This is a genomic window from Falsiroseomonas sp. HW251, assembly GCF_050563545.1.
In the GTDB taxonomy this organism is placed as follows: Bacteria; Pseudomonadota; Alphaproteobacteria; order Acetobacterales; family Acetobacteraceae; genus Falsiroseomonas.
The window spans coordinates 1-19,594 of sequence record NZ_JBNXUM010000057.1 but is presented as its reverse complement, the minus strand read 5'-3'; the positions used below and the strand labels follow the sequence as shown (position 1 = coordinate 19,594).

Genomic DNA, 19,594 nt, shown 5'->3' with positions numbered 1-19,594 from the left:
TACCATCCAACGCCGCCGCTTGCTGCATCAACAGCAGGCCGCATAACGTTCAGCCCAGGTGAGCCAGACACTCCATTCCTGAGCCAGCTCGACCGTCCCAAATCATCCGACAACGGACACAACGTAGACCGGGCCGGGGTAGCGGGCCAACGGATCGTACTCTCCCGCGTATTCGAAGCGCATAAGCGATGCCAGCCGCCGCGCGATCGCTTCGTGCGTGGCCCGCTCGTGCTGTCGCGCACGAGCACGCTCCTGGGACTCGTAGAGAACCACGACCCCCCGCGCCGCCCCGTGCATCTCCATCGTCGGATCCTCCGGCTGCATAGGGTCCGTCTCGTGGCCTAACGCGCAAGTCGGGTGGGTGTTGGAGGCGCTGCCGATGCCCCACGGCTGTACGCCGAGGCGCTTCTGCGCCTTCGTCCGAGCGCGCTGGTGAACCGGGCAAATCGCCATATTTGTCGCCGCCTCGGCTACACCGCGCGAGAGAGCAGATCCAGCCATGCGTCGCCGCGCCCCCGCACTCGGCTGGCGCTGATCGCGAGCGGCCCGGCGTGAACAGACGCCGGGCCGATCTAGCGTTCCCCGCCCTGACCGGCCGCGCCGATCCGGCGCATGCACGATGACGGGGCGGCGTTCGGCGCGTTTCCGCGAGCAGGCCCAGAACTCAGTCGGCGCTGGCGCCGGAGGCTCTCACCGCGGGCACCCACATAGCGATCTGCTCGTCCCAGAAGCGCCCCAGCTCCGTCGAGCTGGAGCCGACGAGGTCGAGCCCTGTCTCCGTCATCCGCTGCCGCACGGCAGGCACCGCCAGGCCGGCCTGCACCAGTTCCCGTAGCGTCCTGACGACCGCGGCCGGCGTCGACGCCGGCGCGAAGCCCGCATGCCAGTTCGCGACATGGAAGCCGGGAAGGCCGGCCTCGTCCGTTGTCGGCAGGTCCGGCAGGTTCGGGCTGCGCTGCGTCGCCGCTATCGCCAGCGGGCGGAGCTGGGCGGAGCGGACATAGGGCAGCATTGAGAGGAAGCCCTCGATCATGAAGTCCACATTGCCCGCCAGCACGTCCTGCAGCGCGGGCCCGGCGCCGCGATAGGGCACGGGCTCCGCGGTCACGCCGGCGGCCGCCGCCATCATGTGTGCGCTGAGATGCAGGATGGTGCCCGGGCCGCTGGACGCATAGGTCACGCGGCCGGGCCGGCTACGCATGAGCGCCAGCAGTTCCTGCAGCGTAGTCGCCGGCACCATCGGATTGACCTAGACGAACAGCGCCGTACCGCCGCACGAGGGCACGCGCGAGTTTCCCCCCGTCCAGCGTCAGCCACCACGCTGATGAACCGCTTCGCGCAGGTGACGCTGCGGACGGCGCTCTGATGCGTGTGGGTGTTGACGACATGCGCAACCTCGATCGGCAGGCTGCTGCAGGGCCTGGTTCAGCACGGCCGCGGACAGCGTCATGAAGATCAGGGTGCGGCCGTCGGTGGAGGTGGCGACGTATTCCGACCCGATGACGCCGCCGGCACCGGCGCGGTTCTCCACCACCACGGGCTGCGTGGTGCGCGCGCTCATGCCCTGCGCGAAGGTCGAGACCCTGCTCGCGCGCGATGCCTACCAGCGTGGCGGGATCAGCCATGGCGCATCATGTCCATCGGCCTGCGTGAATGGGCTTATGGGTTCTGACCAATTGGAACTGGTATAAGGTGTAGCCCATCATGGCCACTCTGCCGCATGCCTGTGGGAACCGAGCTGTGGAGGCCAGCGTGCCGGCACTTGCGCAGGAAGGTGAGGGAGACCGCGAGCAGATCGCCTCCCCGTTAACCCGCCTGCTCGGACTCCGTCGCGCCGTCATCCTGCACGTCGACGACCTTGGCATGTGCCATGGCTCCAACCAGGCATTCCTTCAGCTTGCCGCGGCGGGCCTCGTGACCTGTGGCTCTGTGATGGTGCCATGTCCTTGGTTCCGCGAGATCAGCGAAGCCGGGGCGGCCAATCCATCCCTCGACCTCGGTGTCCATCTCACCCTGACGAGCGAGTGGGCGCATTATCGCTGGGCACCGATTTCCACGCGGAGCCGCGCTTCGGGCCTGATCGACCATGACGGCTACTTCTGGCGCGACATTGCGCAGCTGCGCCAGCACCTCGTTCCTGAAGCCGCGCAAGCCGAGTTGCGCGCCCAGATCGAGCGTGCTCTCGCCGCCGGACTGCGGCCCACGCACATCGATGCGCATATGGCTGCAGCGATGCTGCCAGAATTGCTCGACTGCCACCTCGCGCTGGCGCGTGAGTATGGTCTCGTTCCCGTATTGCCGTGCAATATTAGCTTCGCCCCAGATCCGGATGCCTATGCACAGCTAGCCGCGGCCCTTGCGGACAGCGGGCGGCCGCTCCCGGACGCGATGCGCGGCACGCTACCGGTTGCTGCTGAAGCGACGCGTTCAAGCTATCGCAGCATGATCGCGATGTTGCCGGACGGCCTGACGCACCTCGCGCTGCATTGTACTGTGCCGGGCGAAATCGAGGCAATCGCGCCGGATCATGCGGGCTGGCGCGTACGCGAATATGCGCTCTTCGCCGAAGGTGCGGTTCGGGACTGGTGCGAAGAGGAGGGCGTCGTACAGGTTGGCTACCGAGGCCTGCAGCCTTACTGGTCGGCTGCCACGTGATAAAATCGTCCCACTCGCGCCGCCGGCGTCCTCTTAAAGCGTGCCTGCCCAGACGAAAGGCCCTGATTGAGCATACGTCCCCCGCGCGTTGAGTAGCTGCGACGCAGCCCCGCTCAGGCATCAATGACCCGGACCGGGTTCTCCTCCGATACGTAGTCGTCGATGCACGGGGGGAGCAGTGCCGTCTGGCAGCGGTCCTCGCCTTCGACGAAGCGCTTCATCGCGGCCTCCCCAGCAACGCCGAAATCCTGGCCGAAGGTCGCGGTTTTCACACAAGCTGCGCCCAAACCGGTCCATTGCGACGCACGACCCTCTTACAAAGATCTAGTGCGACGTGGCGTCGCACTTGAGGATGCCCCTTCCGCACGGCAGGCCTTCATCCGGAGCGAGACGCAGCGCTGGGGCGACCTGGTGCGCCTCGCCACCCCGAGGCCCGCGTCGCGATGACCGACGGCACGTCAGATGTGCTGCACGCCGCGATCCAGGGCGGCCAGATCGACCTGGCCATCGGCAGTCGCCTGCCGGGCTGCCAACCCCGTGATGACCTTCGCGCAGTCGATCAGCGCGTCGAACATGGTCGCCAGCGGCGCCGGGGTTGCGGCGCTGCCTGTGCTCGGCTGTCCCGCGCCGGGCTTTCGGACGCTGGCCGTCCGTCCACTGACGGACCCAGTGGTGGAGCGCGAGGTCGGGCTGATCCGTGCCGCCGCGCGGGACGCCACGCCCGCGGTGATCGCCTTGCAGGAGATCGCGATCGGAAGCATGCGGCGGCAGCGCCATCCCGGCCTGACGCCGCCCGCCTGCGAGCAGCCGCCGGGGGCTCGGAAAGATCGGAAAGGCTCCCTTTCCGATTTGGCGTCTGCTGCCCGGCGACGAGGTCACTAGACTCGCGCCACGACGAAAGGTTGGCCCGGGGATCGGCGATGAGGCTTGGATTCTTCACCATGCCGCTGCACGGCATGGACCGCGACTGGGCGCAAACCCTCAAGGAAGACCGCGAGACCGTCATCCTCGCCGACCGCCTGGGCTTCCACGACGCCTTTATCGGCGAGCACCTGACGGACCGGTCGGAGCGCGTGACCAACAGCATGATGTTCCTGGCCTCGCTGGTCAGCGACACCAAGACGATCAGGCTGGCCACCGGGACTTCCAACCTGTCGCAATCGCATCCCGTGCTGATCGCCTCCCAGGCCGCGATGTTGGACCATCTGGCCGAAGGCCGCTTCATCTTCGGCGTCAGCCCTGGCGCGCTGGCGTCCGACGCCGAGGCGCTCGGCCTTCTCGAGGAGGACCGGAATCGCATGTTCGCGGAGGCGATCGACGTCATCCTCGAAATCTGGAAGCGCGACCCGCCCTACGACATCGACCTGCCGGGCAACCGTTGGAAGGTCTCGACGCGGCGCACGAGCGCGCCGCATCTCGGCGTCGGCGAATTGCCGAAGCCCTTCCAGAAGCCGCGCCCCGAGATTGTTGGCACCGTCCTCGCGCCCTTCTCCAAGGGCGTGGTGGACATGGGCAAGCGCGACTTCCACCCGCTTTCAGCCAATTTCCTGCTATCAAACTGGTTGCCGACGCACTGGCAGAACTATGCCGAAGGCAAGGCCGCCGTCGGCGAGGTCGCCGATCCACGGGACTGGCGCGTCGCCCGCACCATCTTCGTCGCGGACGACGAGAAGACCGCCGAGCGCTACGGCCGCACCGATCCGCGCAGTCCTTACCTCGCCTATTACCGCCAGATCCTGGCCAAGCTCGAGCGCAGCCGGCGGCTCTTCGTGATGAAGGAGAGCCGGGACCAGCCGGACGAGGCGGTGACGCTCGACCATGTGATGGACCGGCTCGTCATCTTCGGCACAGTGAACAGCGTGGTGGACCAGATCCTCGCGCTGCGCGAGGAGGCCGGCGCGTTCGGCGAGATCGTCTATGCCGGCATGGACTGGGTGGACCCGGCGCTGACCAAGCGATCGATGCAGTTGATGGCGGAGGAGGTGATGCCCCGCGTCAACGCCGTCATCGCCGCCGGGGCCAGAAGCAGCGCCGCCTGACGCGCGGCAGCATGGGAGGGAATGGCGTGACGATCGTGGACGACGAGCACTTCGAGCGCGGCATGAAGCTGCTGACGGAGATGGGTCGCGAGAAGACGATGCGCGACCACAAGCAGCTGTCGGAGGACCTCTACCGCTATTCCGTGGGGTTTCTCTTCGGCGAAATCTGGCAGCGCCCGGGGCTCTCGCTGCGCGACCGGCAACTCATCACGCTGGCCGCCAACATCGCGATGTCGCGGCCAACCGGCAGCCATTCGCATTTCCGCAGCGCCAAGAAGATCGGCATGACGCATGAGGAGATCATGGAGGTGATCATCCATGTCGGAATGTACACGGGATGGCCATGCATGTCGCATGCGGTGAAGCAGTACCTGGAAGTGCTGCAGCAGGATCCGACGGCGCAGCCCTGGGCTGCCGAGCAGCCGCCGGGCTGATCGCGTATGTGCTGGTTCTGCGACATCCGGGGCGGCCTGGTGCGCGAGGCGGCGCTGCGGGCCGACACACCGGTCGCTGCGCCGCGGCCGCCGGACGAACCGGCCCCGCCGCCCCTTCGGCCGGCCGAACCGGTCAGCCCGTCCGCGTGATCTCGGTCAGGAAGTCCAGGAAGACGCGGACCTTCTGCGGCAGGTGCCGCTTGCCGACATAGAGGACTGTGATCGGCGCGCCCTCCGCGGCGAAGCTCTCCAGGATCGGCACCAGCCGCCCGGCCTCGAGGTCCTTGCGGAACAGCCAGTGTGTGCCCTGCACGATGCCGAGCCCGGCGGCGCCGGCTTCCCTAAGCGCATCGCCGCTGTTAATCAGCGCGTTGCCGCCGACGCGGACCTCAAGCGGACGCCCGTCCTCGCCGATGAAGGACCAGGCCGGACCGAAGCGCCCGATGATGCAGTTGTGCTCCCTAAGGTCGCGCGGGTGGTGCGGCACGCCGCGCGTGGCGAGGTACGCGGGTGCGGCGGCCGTCACCTGCGCCCCGCGGGTCAGCAGCCGCCGCGTCAGCTGCGAATCCTGCACCGGCCCGGTGCGCACCGCGAGGTCATAGCCCTCCGCGACCAAGTCGATTGCGAGATCGCTGAAGCTGAGCTCCACCGAGAGATGGGGATGGCGCGCGAGGAAGGCCGGCAGCTCCGGCACAAGCGTGACGCGCCCGAACGAGAAGGGCACGACCGCGCGCACGCGTCCCTCCGCGGCGGTGTTGAGGTTGCGCAGCATGGCCTCGGCGTCGTCGAGGTCGGCCAGGATACGCGCACAGCGGTCATAGAATTCCTGCCCCGCCTCGGTCGTGCTGAGCTGGCGCGTGGTGCGGTTGAAGAGCTGGGTGCCGAGGTCGTTCTCCAGCCGCGCGATGGCCTTGGTCACCGCCGAGACGGACATGCCGAGACGGCGCGCGGCCGGCGTGAAGCCGCCGCATTCGGCCACGCGCGCGAAGACGCTGATCGCGGCGAACTTGTTCACGCCCGGGACGCCCCCCCGCTTCCATCGGGGCAGGCTATCCCGATCCGCCGCCGCGGGGATAGCGGCGGGTCAACGGAACAGCCGCTCCGTCGCCAGCCGCGCCCCGTCACGCAGCGAGGTGAGCTTCGCCCAGACCACGTCCTCCGCCACGCGGCCGGCGCCGGCGCCGGTGTCGAAGCCACAATCCGTGCCGGCCAGCACACGGCCGGGATGGCCGAGCACTTCCGCCACGCGCTGCAGGCGTTCCGCGATGACCTCGGGGTGCTCGATGACGTTGGTTAGCGTGTCCAACACGCCGGCGACGACGACCTGGTCGTCGGCCAGCGCTCCCTCGAGGCAGCGGTATTCATGCGCGTGACGCGGGTTGGCGAAGGGGAGGACGAAACCGCCGACGCGGGCCTTCGCGACCGCGGGCAGGATGTCCTTCAGCGGGACGTCGCGGTCGTGCGGACCTTCGTAGTTGCCCCAGCAGACATGCAGCCGCACGCGGTCGCGTGGGATCCCCTCGATCACGCGGTTGATGGTGTCCACCACAGCCTCCACGAAGTCGAGGAAGGCGGACAGCGGCTGGCCGGCGAAGGAGATGTGACGTTCCAGCGCCAGGTCCGGTGCGTCGATCTGCAGGAGATAGCCGTGTCTGACGATCGCCTCGTACTCCACCCGCAGCGCGCGGCCCAGTGCGTCGAGGTAGTCCGCCTCCGTCGCGTAGTATTCGTTGAGCAGGGAGCGCGCCAGGATCCCGGGCGAGGGCGCGGTCATGAAGGCTTCCCGGAACGGCCGGCCGTTCGCGTCTAGGATCGCGCCGAAGGTCGCGCATTCTTCCTCGATCGCGCTGGCGTCGACGTAGCGGATCTCGCCGACCGCCTTGGGCACGCTGTCGCGCCCGCTAACCGCGACCTTAGCCGCGTTCGCCGCGGCCATCATCTTCTTGAAGGCGGGATACTGCTCGACATCGGCGCGCGGTGGGCGATCCCAGGCGCCGCCGAAGCCGGACAGGCGGCGGCTTAGATAGAGGAAGAACGCCTCGCGCGTCTGCTCGCCGTCGTTGCCGATGTCGATGCCGGCGGCGACCTGGCGCGGCACGATGTCGGCGACCGCGGCACGGCCGGCGGCGAGGATCTCCGCATCCGTCACCGCCTCGCCCCGGATGCGGGCGACATAGAGGCGCGTGAGCGACGGCGGGCGCGGCAGGCTGCCCGTATGTGTCGTCAGGATGCGGTGGTCGCTGCGCAGCATGCGCCCTGTCTCCTTCGCGGCCGTCAGCCCTGCCGGATATCGGCATCGCGGATGATGCGGCCGTATTTCTCGGTCTCGGTGCGAACATGCGCCTCGAAGGCGTCGGGCGTGCTGCCGACGGGGATGCAGCCGAAATCCAGGATGCGCTGGCGCATTTCCGGCGTGCGGACCATGCGCTGGATCTCGGCGCTCAGGCGTTCCACGATCGGGCGCGGCGTCTGGCGCGGGGCTAGGATGCCCCACCAATTGTAGATGTCGAAGTCGCCGACGAAGTCGGCCATCGGCGGCAGGTCGGGGGCCACGGCGACGCGTTCGCGGCTCGACACGGCCAGGCCGCGCAGTCGGCCGTCGGCGACCTGCGGCAGCATGGTCTGCACGCTGTCGAAGGCGAACTGCACCTGATTGCCGAGCAGCCCCGCCAGCAGCTGCGCGCTGCCCGTGGCATAGGGCACGTGCTCCGCACGGGCGCCGGTGCGCAGCTTCAGCAACTCGCCCGCGATGTGCTGGCCCGTGCCGTTGGATGTGGAGCCGAAATTGTAGCGGCCGGGATCGGCCTTCAGCTTCTCGATCAGTTCCGGGACGCTTTGCACATCGAGCGCGACCGGGTTGACCACCAGCATCAGCGGCCCCGTGCAGAATAGCGAGACCGGCGCGAAATCCGCGATGTGGTTGTAGGCGGTGCGCATCAGGTTCGGCCCGATGGCATGCGTGTTCGACGCGCCCAGCAGCAGGGTGTAGCCGTCGGGCGCCGCGGTCGCGACAGCCCCGGCGGCCAGCGTCGACGATGCCCCCGCGCGGTTCTCCACGACGAAGGGTTGGCCCATCGTCGCGGTCAGCTCTTGCGCGATGAGGCGGGCGACGACATCGGCCGTGCCGCCCGGCGCGGCGCCGACCAGGATGCGCACCGGGCGTGTGGGGTAGACGGGCTGGGCGATCGACCGGTTTGGTGCGGCGCCCAGCATCAAGGCGGCGGCAGCCCAGCCGAGGCCGCGGCGTGCGAGATCCATGCTCCCTTCCTCCTTCCTTTCGCGGCCGCGTTCGTGGGCGGTCGGCCTGCGCTCCTTCCTCACGCCTGTGGCAGGCTGCCGGTTGCCTCCGCCAGACGTATCGCGCGGATGCCGATCTGTACGCTGACCGCGCCGGTCATGTTGTAGACCACGGAAATCGCCTCCAGCACCTTGCGTCGGCTAATCCCGCAGGCATAGGCGCGGCGGATGTAGCGGGCGGCGATCTCCGCCTCCCCGCGCGCGCAGAGCGCGGCGATGGCGACCAGCGCGCGCGGCCCGGGTCCGAGCAGTGGCGTCGGCTTGCGTCCGATCGCCAGGCAATGGTCCACGAAGGCCGCGGTGCGGCGCGCAAGTTCGGGATCGATAGCGGCCATGTCCCGCCAATCCTCGTCCTTGGCGATGGAGGAAGGGGGTTCTGATGCCTCCCGGCCGATGTCGAGTTCGGGGAAGGGCGTCAGCTGCTTCGGCTCGCCACCCGGGGGCATGACGCCGAAGGGATAGGCTGGGTCGTTCGCCAGCATGATCGACCGCGCGACATGCGAGATCGTGGAATGCCCAACCACCGGGGCGATGGCCTCGGCGGCCTCGAAGATGACGGCGCTGGTGACGCCCAACCGGTACAGCCGGCGAACATGGTTCGCAGCGAAGCGCTGGTCGCCCTTCGCGCTCAGATAGGCGGTTGCGATGAGTTCGCGCATCACCACCGACAGTTCCTGGTCGGGTGTCGTCTTGTTGGCGTTCTGCAGGATGTAACCAGAGGCATCGTGCTGCAACATCACGGTGCGCGGGACGTACCGCGCCATGAAATGCCATTCCTCGAAGATATCGCCGCGGTTGCGGATATATTCCGCCATCAGCGCTTCGGGATCGGGCTCGTCTTCCCTGCCGGTCATGACGTCGGCACCCCTCCCCGGCACGGCGTGCGCCGTCCTTCCTCATTGTCGCGTGACAAGACCGGAAAGCTTATCGCCGCGCCTTCTCTGCACAAAACTGGACGTGATGGAAAAACTGTATTGAAGGAAGAGGTCAGGACATGAGACGCCGCCCCGGCGTCAGGATCGGGTCACGACCGGGGCGCTCAGCGTCGCCGGCGAAGAGGGAGGAGAAACGGTATGCTCCGCCGCGCCCTGCTTTCGGCCGCCACGGCTTCCGCGATGCTCGCCGCGCCCGCGCTGCAGGCGCAGACCTTCAGCCAGACAGTCCGCATCATCGTCCCTGTCGCGCCGGGCGGCACCAGCGACATCATGGCGCGTCTGATTGCGCCGGTCCTGTCCGCGCGGATCGGCCCTAACGTGGTCGTGGAGAACCGTGCCGGCGCCGGCGGCAACATTGGCGCCGACTTCGTAGCGAAGAGCCGGCCGGACGGTCACACTATTCTGCTGCTGGACGTCTCAATCCTGGCGACCAACCCTGCGCTCTATGCCCGCATGCCCTTCGACGCGGAGCGCGACTTGGCGCCGGTCCAGATGCTGATCTACGCGCCCTACATCCTGGTCGTGAACAACGACCTTCCAGTGCGGAACGCGGCTGAACTCGTCGCCTATGCCCGAGCCAACCCTGGCCGTCTCAACGCCGCCAATGCCGGGACAGGGACGCTCGGCCAGATCGTCGCGCTGTCGCTCGCGGCGTCATGGGGAACAGAGGTGATGTCGGTGTCTTACCGCGGCGGCGCGCCGGCGATGATGTCGCTTGTCTCCAATGAGGCCAATCTGTCGATGTCGGGCGTGACGCTATCGTTGCCCTTCGTTCAGCGCGGCCAGATGCGCGGCATCGCGGTGACGGGCCCGCGTCGCCTCGACGTCGTCCCGGACCTCCCGACCTTCCGCGAACTCGGCTGGCCGGAACATGACGCCGGGACCTGGCAAGGGGTAATGGTGCAGGGCCAGACGCCGCGGCCGATGGTGGAGCGGCTGGAGCGCGAGATCGCGGCCGTTCTCGGCGAACCGCTGATTAGGACACGCATCGCCGAACTCGGGGCGGAGGTCGTGGCCGACGGCGCCGATGCCTTCCGCCGGCGCCTTAGCGAGCAGACTGCGTCCTATGGCAAGGTGATCCGCGACAACAGCCTTCGCGCGGAATGAGCGCCCGGATGCGAAGGACGGCGGCGTAGTTCGCGGACGGGCGCTCAGCGGGGGAGATCTGGCGTAGCCTCGGCGTTTCCGAGGCAAGACTCTACTGCTGGCGAACTGCCCGCGCTTTCGGCCCGTGGCTACGTCGGACCGCTTCCCGCCCTCTGCAGCGGTAGAAGTGCGCTTGGGCCGAGTCCCACGCCAGTTTGTCCCTGCTTTTCGTCAGGCTCCGAACACGGCCTCATAAACGCGCAGCCAGTTGCCATGCGTGATCTTGGCGACTTCCTCCGGCGTAAAGCCGACGGCCGCCAGCCCGTCCTCGATCTTCCCGATGTCCTCCACGCGCGGGAACCAGTCGGGCGGGCCGACCTTGCCCGGCTTGGCCGCCGAGCCCGCGCCGTAATCCACGCCGCGCGTCCAGCGCCCCATCCGCATCCAGTCGTAGTCCGGCTTGGTGAAGTTGTGGCTACGGTCGGTGCCAACGCCGACATGGTCGATGCCGGCGAGTTCCACCGTGCGCATCACCATCGTGCACCAGTTCTCGACTGTCGCGCAGTTATGGTCGCCCGTGATGTTGCGGTAGGTCGCGCAGCCGATCACGCCGCCATTGTCCCGCAGCGCGTGCAGCACGTCGTCGGTCTTGTTGCGCTTGTGCGGAAACAGGCTGTCGGCATTCGCATGCGTGATCGCGACGGGCTTGCCCGAGAACTTCACGGCATCCAGCGTGCTCCCGTTGCCGACATGGCTGAGGTCCACCAGGATCCCAGCGCGGTTCATCTCCTTGACGAGTTCTCGCCCGAAGCGCGACAGGCCACTGTCCTCGTCCTCATAACAGCTACCCGCGTAGCAGTTCTGGTTGTTGTAGGTCAGCTGCACCGACCGCACGCCGAGTTCGGCGAAGATCTCCACCAGGCGGATGCGGTTGCCGAAAAGCTCCGTGTTCTGGAAGCCGATGACGATGGCGAGCTTGCCGGCGCCGGCGATGCGGCGAATGTCGGCGGCGGTACGCGCGATTTCCACGATGTCGGCATTGGCGGCGCAGAGGTCGCGCCAGCGCGCGATGGCATCGAGCGACTCCGTCGTATCCTCCCAGAAGCCTGCGGTGATCGTCACCGCGCCGACATTGCCGCGGCGCAGTGCCTCGAAGGCGTCACGGTCGAAATGGCCGCATTGCAGGCCGTCGATGAGCATGGTGTCTGTCTCCTGTCAGTTCACCGGCGCCGCGCGGACCGCCAGCGTGCCTTCGTCGAAGCCGGGGGTGAAGGTGAAGCCGCGGCGGGTCGCCCAGATCCATTGCGCGGTGTAGAGCGGCACCAGACCGACCTCCTCCATCGCGCGCTGCATCGCCTCGGCCTGCAGAGCCGCGCGGCGCGTATCGTCCAGAGTCTGCGACGCCTGCTCGATCAGCCGATCCACCCCAGGGTTCGAATACCGCCCGCGGTTGAAGCCGCCCCAGCCGCCGGCGGGATCAACGGAATGCACGGCTTGGCGCAGCACCACCAGGTTGTCGCCCGTGCTGCCCCAGCCGTTCAGCAGCAGCGACGCGTTGAAGGCGGTCATGCGCGTCAGGAAGACGGATTGCGGCTCGGCTTCCGCCGAAGCGTCGATGCCGATGCGGCTCAGCATCTGGACGATCTGCAGGCAGGTCGTGCGGTCGTTGACGTAGCGGCCGTTGGAACAGTGCAGCGTGATCCTGAAGCCGTTGGGAAAGCCCGCCTCGGCCAGCAGCCGCCTTGCGGCGATGGGATCGAAGTTGCTGCGCGGCAGGCCGTCCGCGAAGCCGAACATGCCTTCCGGCGCGACCTGGTTGGCCGGCGTCGCGAGTCCGTCCATCGCGCGCTCCGTCAGTGCGGCACGGTTGATCGCGAGCGACATGGCCTGGCGTACGCGGACGTCGCGCAGCGGGTTGCGATCGAGCGGCCGGCCCTCCTTGTCCGTCACGAAGGGCGTAACCTCGCGGGCGGTGTCCGGCACCAGGAACATCGTGCGGTTGCCGTCATGGGCGTAGATCGTCACGCGGGAATCGCCGCGCAGCCGTGCGACGTCGGTCATCGGCACCTTGTCGATCAGGTCGACCGTCCCGCTGAGCAGCGCCGCCAGCCGCGCCGCATCGTTCGGGATCGGCCGCATCGTGACGTTGTCCCAGACCGGCGGCGGGCCCCAATAGGTCGGGTTGCGCGTGAACTCCAGCTTCTCGCCCGGCGTCCAGCGCACCAGCCGGAATGGCCCGGTGCCGATCGCGGCGCGCCCCTGGTTGAAGTCGACGGTCGTGGCATCGCCGACGCCCGCCGAGACGATGCGGATGCGCTCCACGTCCAGCAGCAGTTGCGGATAGGGCGCGGCCGTCTCCAGCCGCACGCGATGCGGCCCCAGCACCGTCACGCCGCTGACGGACCGCGCATAGGGCGCATAAGTCCCCGCGCCGAAGCGGACGCTCAGCACCCGCGAAAAGGAGAAGGCGACGTCCTCCGCCGTCAACGTACGCCCGTCGGCAAAGGTGACGCCCGGGCGCAACTCGAATTCCCAGGCGGTATCGCTGACCGGCCGCCAGGACGTCGCCAGGCTGGGCCGGAGGTTGTAGCGCGGGTCCATCGTGACCAGCGTGTCGAAGACATGCGCGTGCAGGGCGGATGCCGTGAAGGTCGGCGCGACATGCGGGTCCATCGACGTCGTGTCGGTCTGCAGCGCGAAGGTGAAATCCGCGGCCGACGCCGTCGTCGCTAGCGCCGCCGCCGTCATCGCCAGTCCGATGCGTCGCATCGCCGTCCTCCTCATGCGGATTCCCTTGGGATCAGGGACCGATTGATCGTAACCAGCGGCGGGATGTCGCGGCCGGCCTCCGCGGCCTCGAAGGCGGACCGCACGGCCATCGCGGCGGCTTCGTGATGCACGCTGAGCGTCGTCAGCGAAGGCCGCACGAAGCCCGTCCAGTCCGCGTTGCCGAAGCCGATCACCGCGACGTCGTCGGGCACCCGCACGCCGCGATCCGCCAGCCCCGCCAGGACGCCGAGCGCGATGACGTCGCTGCCGGCCTGCACCGCACGGAACGCGACGCCGGCATCGAGTAGCCGCTGCGCGGCCTCGTACCCCGCGACGTAGCTGTACCGCGCTTCCTGCGTCAGTTCGCGGCGCAGCGGTTCGCCGGCATCGGCCAGCGCGGCGCGATAGCCGGCGTATCGTTCGGTGCCCAGGTCCGACGAACCCATCCGCCCGACATACACCACCGGCGCGCGGCCAGCGTCGATGAGGTAGCGCACGGCCTGGCGCGTCGCGGCGAACTCCTCATGCACGATGGACGGCACGCCGCGATGGTCCATCCGCTGCACCATCGACAGCACGGTCAGCCCGCCCGCCTGCAGCGCCGCTAGCGTCGCGTCGAACTTCGGCCCGATGCGGTCGGATGTCGCGATCACGATGCCGCGTAGCCCGAGCGCCGGCGCAAGCGACAGAAAGCTGTCGAGTCGCGCCGCGCTGTGATCCAGGTTGTAGAGCAGCACGTCCAGCCCGATCGCCGCGACGGCGGCCTGCACATGCTTGGTCAGCGCGGAATAGAGGTTCTGCTCGATGTCGCCGACGAGCAGCGCGATCGCGTTGCCGCGCCCGCGGCGCAACCCCTGCGCCATGCGGTTGGGCCGGAAGCCGAGCTTCAGCGCGGCATCAAGCACGCGCTCGCGCGCCTCCGCGTTCACGCTGGCGTGCCCGTTTAGCACGCGCGACACCGTGGCCGAGGAGACCCTGGCGAGCTTCGCGACGTCGAGCACCGTGGTCATCGCGAAAAGGCTAACGCGTCCAGTAATCGTTTACCAGTGTCGATTCGCCCGGTTACGTCGCTTGACAAGGCGCTTCGTGGCGGGCGACGCTCCCTTCTCAGTAATCGTTTTCTCCGCGAGGGCGGCTTGGCGGCTGGCGACGTCCGGATCGAGGCGATCTCCCGCACGTATGAATCGCGGGCGGGCAGCGTGCACGCGCTCGGCCCCGTCTCCGCCACGCTGGATGCCGGCCGCACCACCGCCATCGTCGGTCCCAGCGGCTGCGGCAAGTCCACGCTGCTGCGCATCATCGGGGGCCTCGACAGGCCGAGCGCCGGCCGCGTATTGCTGGATGGGCGCCCTGTCACAGAGGGAATGACCGGAATCGGTGTCGTCTTCCAGCGCGACCTGCTGTTGGACTGGCGCAACGTCATCCAGAACGTGCTGCTGCCTGCGCAGCTGCAGAGGCGCGACCCCGCCTGGGCACGCAACCGCGCCATGGCGCTGCTGAGCGAACTCGGCATCGGCGAGTTCGCGGAGCGCCAGCCCTGGGAGCTTTCGGGCGGCATGCGTCAGCGCGTCGCCATCGCGCGCGCGCTGCTCTGTGAACCGTCCTATCTCCTGATGGACGAGCCCTTCAGCGCGCTGGATGCGCTGACCCGCGACCAGATGGGTGTGCTGCTGCAGCGCGTGCAGGGCGCGGGGCGCACGACCTCGGTCCTCATCACGCATTCCATTCCGGAAGCCGTCTTCCTCGCTGACCGCGTCCTCGTGATGTCGGGCCGACCCGGCGTGCTGCTCGACGACATCCCCGTGGACTTGCCGCGTCCCCGCACGCTGTCCATGCGGGAGGAGCCGGACTTCGCCGCGCTGACCCGCCGCATCCGCATGCAGTTCGAACGCACGGGCGTGCTGACGGGATGAGCGATAGCCCCGCCGCCGCCGTCGCCACCACCGCGACCCAGCCATCCCGCCTGCGCGGCGTCGGCATCCTGCTACCGGTCGCCAGCGGCCTCGGCGGCCTGCTGCTGTGGGAGGCCGCGGTCCGCTTCTTCGACCTGCCGTCTTATCTGCTGCCCGCGCCGAGCGAGGTGTTCGAACTCATGCTCGAACGCTGGCCGCTGCTGCTGGACCAGTTGCAGTACACCGCCTTCGCGGCCGTCGTCGGCTTCGTCATCGCGCTGGCGATCTCGCTCAGCCTCGGCGCGCTGATCGCGGCCTCGCCCGCCTTCGAGCGTGTGATTTATGTCTGGCTCGTGATCTTCCACGCCATCCCGAAGGTCGTCGTTGCGCCGCTGCTGCTGGTCTGGATCGGCTTCGGCGTGAAGTCCGGCATCATCTTCGTGGTGGTCTTCACCTTCTTCCCGATGTTGGTGAACACCGTCACCGGCCTGCGCTCCGCCGAACCCGACCTGCTGCTGCTGACGCGATCGATGGGTGCGTCGCCGTGGCAGGCGCTCTGGACCGTGCGACTGCCCAGCGCGCTGCCGTCGATCATGGCGGGGATCAAGATTTCCATCACCCTTGCGCCACTCGGCGCGGTGATCGGGGAATTCGTCGCCTCCAACAAGGGCCTCGGCCACATGCTGATCCAGTCCGTCGGCAGCCTGGAGGTGCCGACGGCCTTCGCCGCGGTCGTCGTCGTCTCGATCCTCGGCATCGCGACCTGGTATCTCGCGGAATGGATCGAGCGCCTGGCCATTCCCTGGCACGCCAGCCAGCGCGGTCGGGCGCAGGAATGAACAAGGGGAGAGAACGCATGAAGCCGTCCCGTCGCGCGCTGCTTGCCGGCGCCGTCGCCCTCGCCGCCCCCGTGAAGGGCCGTTCGCAGGGCATGGAGAAGATCAAGCTCCTGCTGGACTGGGGCTGGCTACCCTACCACTCCGTCTACTTCATCGCGCAGGAGAAGGGCTATTTCCGCGACGCCGGGGTCGAGGTCGAGTACGAGCAGGGCCGCGGCTCCAACACCACCGCGATCGTGGTGGGCCAGCGCGGCTACGACATCGGCCACATCAATATCACCAACGTCGCCGCCGCCATCGCGCGTGGTGTGCCGCTGAAGACGGTCTGCGTCTACCAGCACCGCACCTCCGCCAGCTTCGTCGGCATCAAGGGCCGCGTGACGCTGACCGGCCCGGATTCGCTGCGTGGCCTGAAGATCGGCAGCACGCCGGGTGGCTCCGACGGGCTCAGCCTTTCCGTCTTCCGTCGCGCCAACCGCATCCCGGAGAACGCGCTCAACGTCATCTCGCTCGACGCCTCCGCCAAGAACGCCGCACTGCTGACCAACCAGGTTGATGTCGTCAGCGGCGACAGCCACGCCTATCGCGCCATCGTCCGCGGCGCCGGCTTCGAGCCCGAGGTGTTGGAACTCGCGAGCTTCGGGGTCCCGCTGCTCGGCTTCGGCTATGCCGCCAACGACCAGGCGATCCGCGAGAAGCCGGAGGCGATCCGCCGCATGCTGGTCGCGATCAAGCGCGCCATGGCCGATCAGGTCGCGGACACCGATGCCGCCTGCACGCTGATCAAGTCCAAAGTCACCGTCGCCGGCAGCCAGGCGCAATGCGTGGACTACGCGAAGGGGCTGCAGGCGCTCAGCCAGCCATTGAGCGACCCGACCTGGGGCCGTTCGTCGGAAGCCGAATGGCGCGCGCTGGTGGAGACGCTGACCGCTGTCGGCGAGATCCGCCAGCAGCGCCCGCTCGACGCGTACTACACCAACGACTTCGTCCCGGCCTGATCGCATGCCCGCCGACCGCTTCGACGCCATCGTCCTCGGCGGCGGGCATAGCGGGCTGGTGGCCGCGGGCTACCTCGCCAGCGACGGACTTTCGGTGCTGCTGCTGGAAGCGGGACCGCGTCTCGGCGGACCGGCCGCGACGGTCGAGTTCATGAGGGGATACCGCACGACCATCGCGAATTCTCCGGGCTCGCTGGAGCCGCTGATCATCCGCGACCTCGACCTCGAGAAGCATGGGCTCCGCATGCAGCCCATCGATCCCACGCTGGTGCACCCGCTGGCCGATGACAGCCTATTCGTGGGCTGGCGCGACAAGGCCCGCGGCGCCGCGCAGATGGAACGCTTCGCGCCCGGCGAGGCCGCGCGCTACGACGCCTTCTTCGCCTATCTCCAGGATTTCGCGGACAAACTTGGCATCACGATGTTCGGGCCGCCGCCAGACCTCCGCGACCTCACGCGCAACCTCGTCAGCCTGGACGACCAGGAAGCTTTCGCGCGGATCTTCCTCGGCTCCATCCGCGACCTCATGGCGCAGTTCGACCTGGCCTGGCAGACCCAGGCGCTGATCGGGCCGATGGCGATCGTCGGCGGCAGCGTCACGCCCTCCTCGCCGGGCACGCCGGCCAACCTGCTGGCGCGCCCGCTGTCGCTGGCTTCGCTGAAGGCCGCCGGCGCCGACGACCCCCGGCGCATGCCCTTGCGCGGCACCACGGGCATGCCAGTCGGCGGTATGGGCGCCATCGTCGAGAGCATGGAGCGGTCCGCCCGCGCGCGCGGCGTGGTGATGAAGACCATGGCGCCCGCCGACCGCATCCTGCTGAGCGATGGCGCGGTAGAGGGTGTGGTCACGCGCGACGGCGACGTCTACCGCGCGAAGCTTGTCATCGCCGCGCTGAACCCGCGCGTCACCGTCTGCGACCTACTGCGGGACGAGCCCGACTGGGCCCTCTGGCGCGCCCGTATGGGCAAGCGGCCGATGGCTGGGAAGGCCTTCAAGGTTGTGGTCGCGCTGGACGGTGTGCCGCGCTGGCGCAACGCGCCGCCAGATGCCGGTCCGCAGGCGTTGATGGCAGCGCAGTTCCGCATCGCGCCGTCGCTGGATTACCTTGAGGACGCGCATGCCGAACTGCTGCGCGGCCGCATCGCGGAAAAGCCCGTGGTCTGGGGCCTCTGTCCGTCCCTGACCTCCCCGGGCCTCGCGCCGGACGGCAAGCATGTGCTGAGCCTCAATGTAGGGACCGCGCCCTACCACCTGCGCGACGGCACCTGGGCCGAGGAACGCGACAAGCTTGCGAAGCGCACGCTGGCGGCCTGTGCGGAATACCTGCCCGATCTACCCGACCTCATCACGGATTGGCGCTGCATGGACCCCGAGGATTTCGAGCGCGACTTCGGCCTGGTCGAGGCGAACATGGTGCATGGCGACCTCGCACCTTGGAACAATTTCTGGATGCGGCCGCTGCCGGGCCTACACGCGTATCGCACGCCGGCGCGCGGACTGTATTTGAGCGGCAACGGCACCTGGCCCGGCAATTTCATCTCGGGCCTGTCGGGCCACAACGCCGCGCAGGCCGCGATGGCGGATTGGCACGCCGGTGTGCTGACGAAGGCGGCGTGACCATGGAACGCAGCATCGCGCTGGACTGCCACACGCATCTCGCGCCGATCGTGCCGGACCTGCTACGCGCGATCCCCGACGTGGATTGGCGAGAGGCTGAATTGAAGCTGATGGCGGGCAGCGTCCAGTTGGCGGGCGGACCGAAGGTCACGCGGCCCGAGGCGCTGCTGGCCTGGATGGACGAGAACGGCATTAGGCGCGCCTGGTATTCCGTCCCGCCGCCGATGTATCGCGACGGCATCGCGGACGAAGCCGCCGCGCGGGCCTGGTGCGGCTACGTCAACCAGGCCCTGCGCGTCATCGGCGCCCCGCATGCCGCACGCCTGTCGCCGAGCTTTCTCCTGCCCGTCCGGCATCCCGCGCTGGCCGCCGAGATCGCCGCGGCCTGCGCCCAACACGGCGCCCACTTCGCGATGGCGGCGGGGCACGCCGCATCGGCCGTGATGCTCAGCGATCCCACCTATGACGCGCTGTGGTCGGCGCTGGATTCGGCGCAGGCCTTTGTGCTGCTGCACCCCACGACGGGCAGCGATCCGCGCCTCGATCGCTTCTTCCTGCACAACCTGATCGGCGGCCCGGGCGAAACCGCGCTCGCCGCCGCGCATCTCGCCATGGGCCGCGTGATCGAGCGCTTCCCGCGCATCCGCTTCATCCTCTCGCACGGCGGCGGCAGCGCCGCGCTGGCGGCGGGGCGGATCGCGCGTGGCCAGGCCGTTGGCCGCCCCGGCGCCGACACCGGCGCGCCGCCGATGACCCAGGCCTTCCGCCACTTCATGGTGGACTGCATCGCGCATTCCGCGGCGGGGCTGTCGCTGGTCGCCGATGTCTTCGGCCGGGATCGCCTGCTCTTCGGCTCGGACTGGCCGTTCTCGATGGGCCTGACCGATCCCTGGTCGCAACTCGACGGCGTCGATCCCGAGGTGATGGCAGCGATCGCGAAGGCGGATCCGGAAGCCTAAAGCATCGTGCCGTTAATCCGGTGCCTATCCTGCGGTGCTGAAATAGCTCCAGCACTCGCTTGGGCTGTAGAGT

The 19,594-nt window shown here is 68.5% G+C and carries 20 protein-coding genes; 10 read left to right on the top strand and 10 right to left on the bottom strand.

Annotated features, from left to right (window positions below):
• Positions 1-102: 102 nt before the first annotated feature.
• The 3 genes from ACLF3M_RS34380 to ACLF3M_RS34370 all read right to left on the bottom strand — a co-directional run bounded on the left by ACLF3M_RS34380 (position 103) and on the right by ACLF3M_RS34370 (position 1,561).
• Positions 103-297 (bottom strand): DUF3182 family protein, encoded by a 195-nt coding sequence (locus ACLF3M_RS34380; RefSeq protein ID WP_430661534.1) that lies wholly within the window; start codon positions 295-297, stop codon positions 103-105.
• 367 nt (positions 298-664) lie between these two features.
• A complete protein-coding gene (locus tag ACLF3M_RS34375) occupies positions 665-1,240 on the bottom strand; it encodes a Bug family tripartite tricarboxylate transporter substrate binding protein (RefSeq protein WP_430661533.1) in 576 nt (191 codons plus the stop codon).
• Between the two features lie 69 nt (positions 1,241-1,309).
• Positions 1,310-1,561 (bottom strand): tripartite tricarboxylate transporter substrate-binding protein, encoded by a 252-nt coding sequence (locus ACLF3M_RS34370; protein WP_430661532.1) that lies wholly within the window; start codon positions 1,559-1,561, stop codon positions 1,310-1,312.
• Positions 1,562-1,704: 143 nt separating this feature from the next.
• Between ACLF3M_RS34370 and ACLF3M_RS34365 the strand changes: the two genes are divergently transcribed.
• The 4 genes from ACLF3M_RS34365 (at position 1,705) to ACLF3M_RS34350 (ending at position 5,128) form a co-directional block, all read left to right on the top strand.
• Positions 1,705-2,655 (top strand): polysaccharide deacetylase family protein, encoded by a 951-nt coding sequence (locus tag ACLF3M_RS34365; protein ID WP_430661531.1) that lies wholly within the window; start codon positions 1,705-1,707, stop codon positions 2,653-2,655.
• 573 nt (positions 2,656-3,228) lie between these two features.
• Positions 3,229-3,537 (top strand): hypothetical protein, encoded by a 309-nt coding sequence (locus tag ACLF3M_RS34360; protein ID WP_430661530.1) that lies wholly within the window; start codon positions 3,229-3,231, stop codon positions 3,535-3,537.
• A gap of 38 nt (positions 3,538-3,575) precedes the next feature.
• Positions 3,576-4,694, top strand: a complete 1,119-nt coding sequence (locus ACLF3M_RS34355; RefSeq protein ID WP_430661529.1) for an LLM class flavin-dependent oxidoreductase — start codon at positions 3,576-3,578, stop codon at positions 4,692-4,694.
• Positions 4,695-4,720: 26 nt separating this feature from the next.
• The gene (locus tag ACLF3M_RS34350; protein WP_430661528.1) at positions 4,721-5,128 is read left to right on the top strand and encodes a carboxymuconolactone decarboxylase family protein; all 408 of its coding nucleotides are present in this window, start codon (positions 4,721-4,723) and stop codon (positions 5,126-5,128) included.
• A 133-nt stretch (positions 5,129-5,261) separates the two neighbouring features.
• Here the strand turns inward: ACLF3M_RS34350 and ACLF3M_RS34345 are convergent, their stop codons facing one another.
• From ACLF3M_RS34345 to ACLF3M_RS34330, 4 genes are all read right to left on the bottom strand, one after another.
• Entirely contained in the window at positions 5,262-6,143 is an 882-nt protein-coding gene (locus ACLF3M_RS34345; RefSeq protein WP_430661527.1) for a LysR family transcriptional regulator, read from the bottom strand.
• 69 nt (positions 6,144-6,212) lie between these two features.
• A complete protein-coding gene (locus ACLF3M_RS34340; RefSeq protein ID WP_430661526.1) occupies positions 6,213-7,379 on the bottom strand; it encodes a cobalamin-independent methionine synthase II family protein in 1,167 nt (388 codons plus the stop codon).
• Positions 7,380-7,402: 23 nt separating this feature from the next.
• Complete coding sequence (locus ACLF3M_RS34335) at positions 7,403-8,386, bottom strand: Bug family tripartite tricarboxylate transporter substrate binding protein (protein WP_430661525.1); 984 nt, start codon at positions 8,384-8,386, stop codon at positions 7,403-7,405.
• A gap of 59 nt (positions 8,387-8,445) precedes the next feature.
• Complete coding sequence (locus ACLF3M_RS34330; RefSeq protein WP_430661524.1) at positions 8,446-9,279, bottom strand: carboxymuconolactone decarboxylase family protein; 834 nt, start codon at positions 9,277-9,279, stop codon at positions 8,446-8,448.
• Positions 9,280-9,498: 219 nt separating this feature from the next.
• On the opposite strand from ACLF3M_RS34330, the gene ACLF3M_RS34325 reads away from it, so the two are divergent.
• Entirely contained in the window at positions 9,499-10,467 is a 969-nt protein-coding gene (locus ACLF3M_RS34325; protein ID WP_430661523.1) for a Bug family tripartite tricarboxylate transporter substrate binding protein, read from the top strand.
• A 210-nt stretch (positions 10,468-10,677) separates the two neighbouring features.
• Here the strand turns inward: ACLF3M_RS34325 and ACLF3M_RS34320 are convergent, their stop codons facing one another.
• From ACLF3M_RS34320 to ACLF3M_RS34310, 3 genes are read right to left on the bottom strand one after another with little or no spacing between them, the layout of a single operon-like run.
• Complete coding sequence (locus ACLF3M_RS34320) at positions 10,678-11,646, bottom strand: membrane dipeptidase (RefSeq protein ID WP_430661522.1); 969 nt, start codon at positions 11,644-11,646, stop codon at positions 10,678-10,680.
• Between the two features lie 15 nt (positions 11,647-11,661).
• The gene (locus tag ACLF3M_RS34315) at positions 11,662-13,215 is read right to left on the bottom strand and encodes an ABC transporter substrate-binding protein (protein ID WP_430661521.1); all 1,554 of its coding nucleotides are present in this window, start codon (positions 13,213-13,215) and stop codon (positions 11,662-11,664) included.
• Positions 13,216-13,226: 11 nt separating this feature from the next.
• Positions 13,227-14,225: a LacI family DNA-binding transcriptional regulator gene (locus tag ACLF3M_RS34310; protein ID WP_430661520.1), complete on the bottom strand. Its 999-nt coding sequence runs from the start codon at positions 14,223-14,225 to the stop codon at positions 13,227-13,229.
• Between the two features lie 126 nt (positions 14,226-14,351).
• Here ACLF3M_RS34310 and ACLF3M_RS34305 point away from each other — a divergent pair, with 126 nt between their 5' ends.
• Genes ACLF3M_RS34305 through ACLF3M_RS34285 form a run of 5 tightly spaced genes read left to right on the top strand, consistent with a single transcriptional unit; the run spans position 14,352 to position 19,521 of the window.
• Positions 14,352-15,128: an ABC transporter ATP-binding protein gene (locus ACLF3M_RS34305; RefSeq protein ID WP_430661519.1), complete on the top strand. Its 777-nt coding sequence runs from the start codon at positions 14,352-14,354 to the stop codon at positions 15,126-15,128.
• Positions 15,125-15,946, top strand: a complete 822-nt coding sequence (locus tag ACLF3M_RS34300) for an ABC transporter permease (protein WP_430661518.1) — start codon at positions 15,125-15,127, stop codon at positions 15,944-15,946. The genes ACLF3M_RS34305 and ACLF3M_RS34300 overlap by 4 nt, the downstream gene beginning before the upstream one ends.
• A 17-nt stretch (positions 15,947-15,963) precedes the next feature.
• Entirely contained in the window at positions 15,964-16,944 is a 981-nt protein-coding gene (locus ACLF3M_RS34295) for an ABC transporter substrate-binding protein (RefSeq protein WP_430661517.1), read from the top strand.
• Between the two features lie 4 nt (positions 16,945-16,948).
• On the top strand, positions 16,949-18,562 hold the full coding sequence (locus ACLF3M_RS34290) for a phytoene desaturase family protein (RefSeq protein ID WP_430661516.1): 1,614 nt from the start codon (positions 16,949-16,951) through the stop codon (positions 18,560-18,562).
• 2 nt (positions 18,563-18,564) lie between these two features.
• Positions 18,565-19,521: an amidohydrolase family protein gene (locus tag ACLF3M_RS34285; RefSeq protein ID WP_430661515.1), complete on the top strand. Its 957-nt coding sequence runs from the start codon at positions 18,565-18,567 to the stop codon at positions 19,519-19,521.
• Positions 19,522-19,594: the final 73 nt, after the last annotated feature.

Coding starts and splice junctions, on each gene's coding strand:
- ACLF3M_RS34380 (WP_430661534.1), bottom strand. CDS start 297: ATGCACGGGGCGGCGCGGGGGGTCGTGGTTCTCTACGAGTCCCAGGAG.
- ACLF3M_RS34375 (WP_430661533.1), bottom strand. CDS start 1,240: ATGGTGCCGGCGACTACGCTGCAGGAACTGCTGGCGCTCATGCGTAGC.
- ACLF3M_RS34370 (WP_430661532.1), bottom strand. CDS start 1,561: ATGAGCGCGCGCACCACGCAGCCCGTGGTGGTGGAGAACCGCGCCGGT.
- ACLF3M_RS34365 (WP_430661531.1), top strand. CDS start 1,705: ATGGCCACTCTGCCGCATGCCTGTGGGAACCGAGCTGTGGAGGCCAGC.
- ACLF3M_RS34360 (WP_430661530.1), top strand. CDS start 3,229: ATGGTCGCCAGCGGCGCCGGGGTTGCGGCGCTGCCTGTGCTCGGCTGT.
- ACLF3M_RS34355 (WP_430661529.1), top strand. CDS start 3,576: ATGAGGCTTGGATTCTTCACCATGCCGCTGCACGGCATGGACCGCGAC.
- ACLF3M_RS34340 (WP_430661526.1), bottom strand. CDS start 7,379: ATGCTGCGCAGCGACCACCGCATCCTGACGACACATACGGGCAGCCTG.
- ACLF3M_RS34335 (WP_430661525.1), bottom strand. CDS start 8,386: ATGGATCTCGCACGCCGCGGCCTCGGCTGGGCTGCCGCCGCCTTGATG.
- ACLF3M_RS34330 (WP_430661524.1), bottom strand. CDS start 9,279: ATGACCGGCAGGGAAGACGAGCCCGATCCCGAAGCGCTGATGGCGGAA.
- ACLF3M_RS34325 (WP_430661523.1), top strand. CDS start 9,499: ATGCTCCGCCGCGCCCTGCTTTCGGCCGCCACGGCTTCCGCGATGCTC.
- ACLF3M_RS34320 (WP_430661522.1), bottom strand. CDS start 11,646: ATGCTCATCGACGGCCTGCAATGCGGCCATTTCGACCGTGACGCCTTC.
- ACLF3M_RS34315 (WP_430661521.1), bottom strand. CDS start 13,215: ATGCGACGCATCGGACTGGCGATGACGGCGGCGGCGCTAGCGACGACG.
- ACLF3M_RS34310 (WP_430661520.1), bottom strand. CDS start 14,225: ATGACCACGGTGCTCGACGTCGCGAAGCTCGCCAGGGTCTCCTCGGCC.
- ACLF3M_RS34300 (WP_430661518.1), top strand. CDS start 15,125: ATGAGCGATAGCCCCGCCGCCGCCGTCGCCACCACCGCGACCCAGCCA.
- ACLF3M_RS34295 (WP_430661517.1), top strand. CDS start 15,964: ATGAAGCCGTCCCGTCGCGCGCTGCTTGCCGGCGCCGTCGCCCTCGCC.
- ACLF3M_RS34290 (WP_430661516.1), top strand. CDS start 16,949: ATGCCCGCCGACCGCTTCGACGCCATCGTCCTCGGCGGCGGGCATAGC.
- ACLF3M_RS34285 (WP_430661515.1), top strand. CDS start 18,565: ATGGAACGCAGCATCGCGCTGGACTGCCACACGCATCTCGCGCCGATC.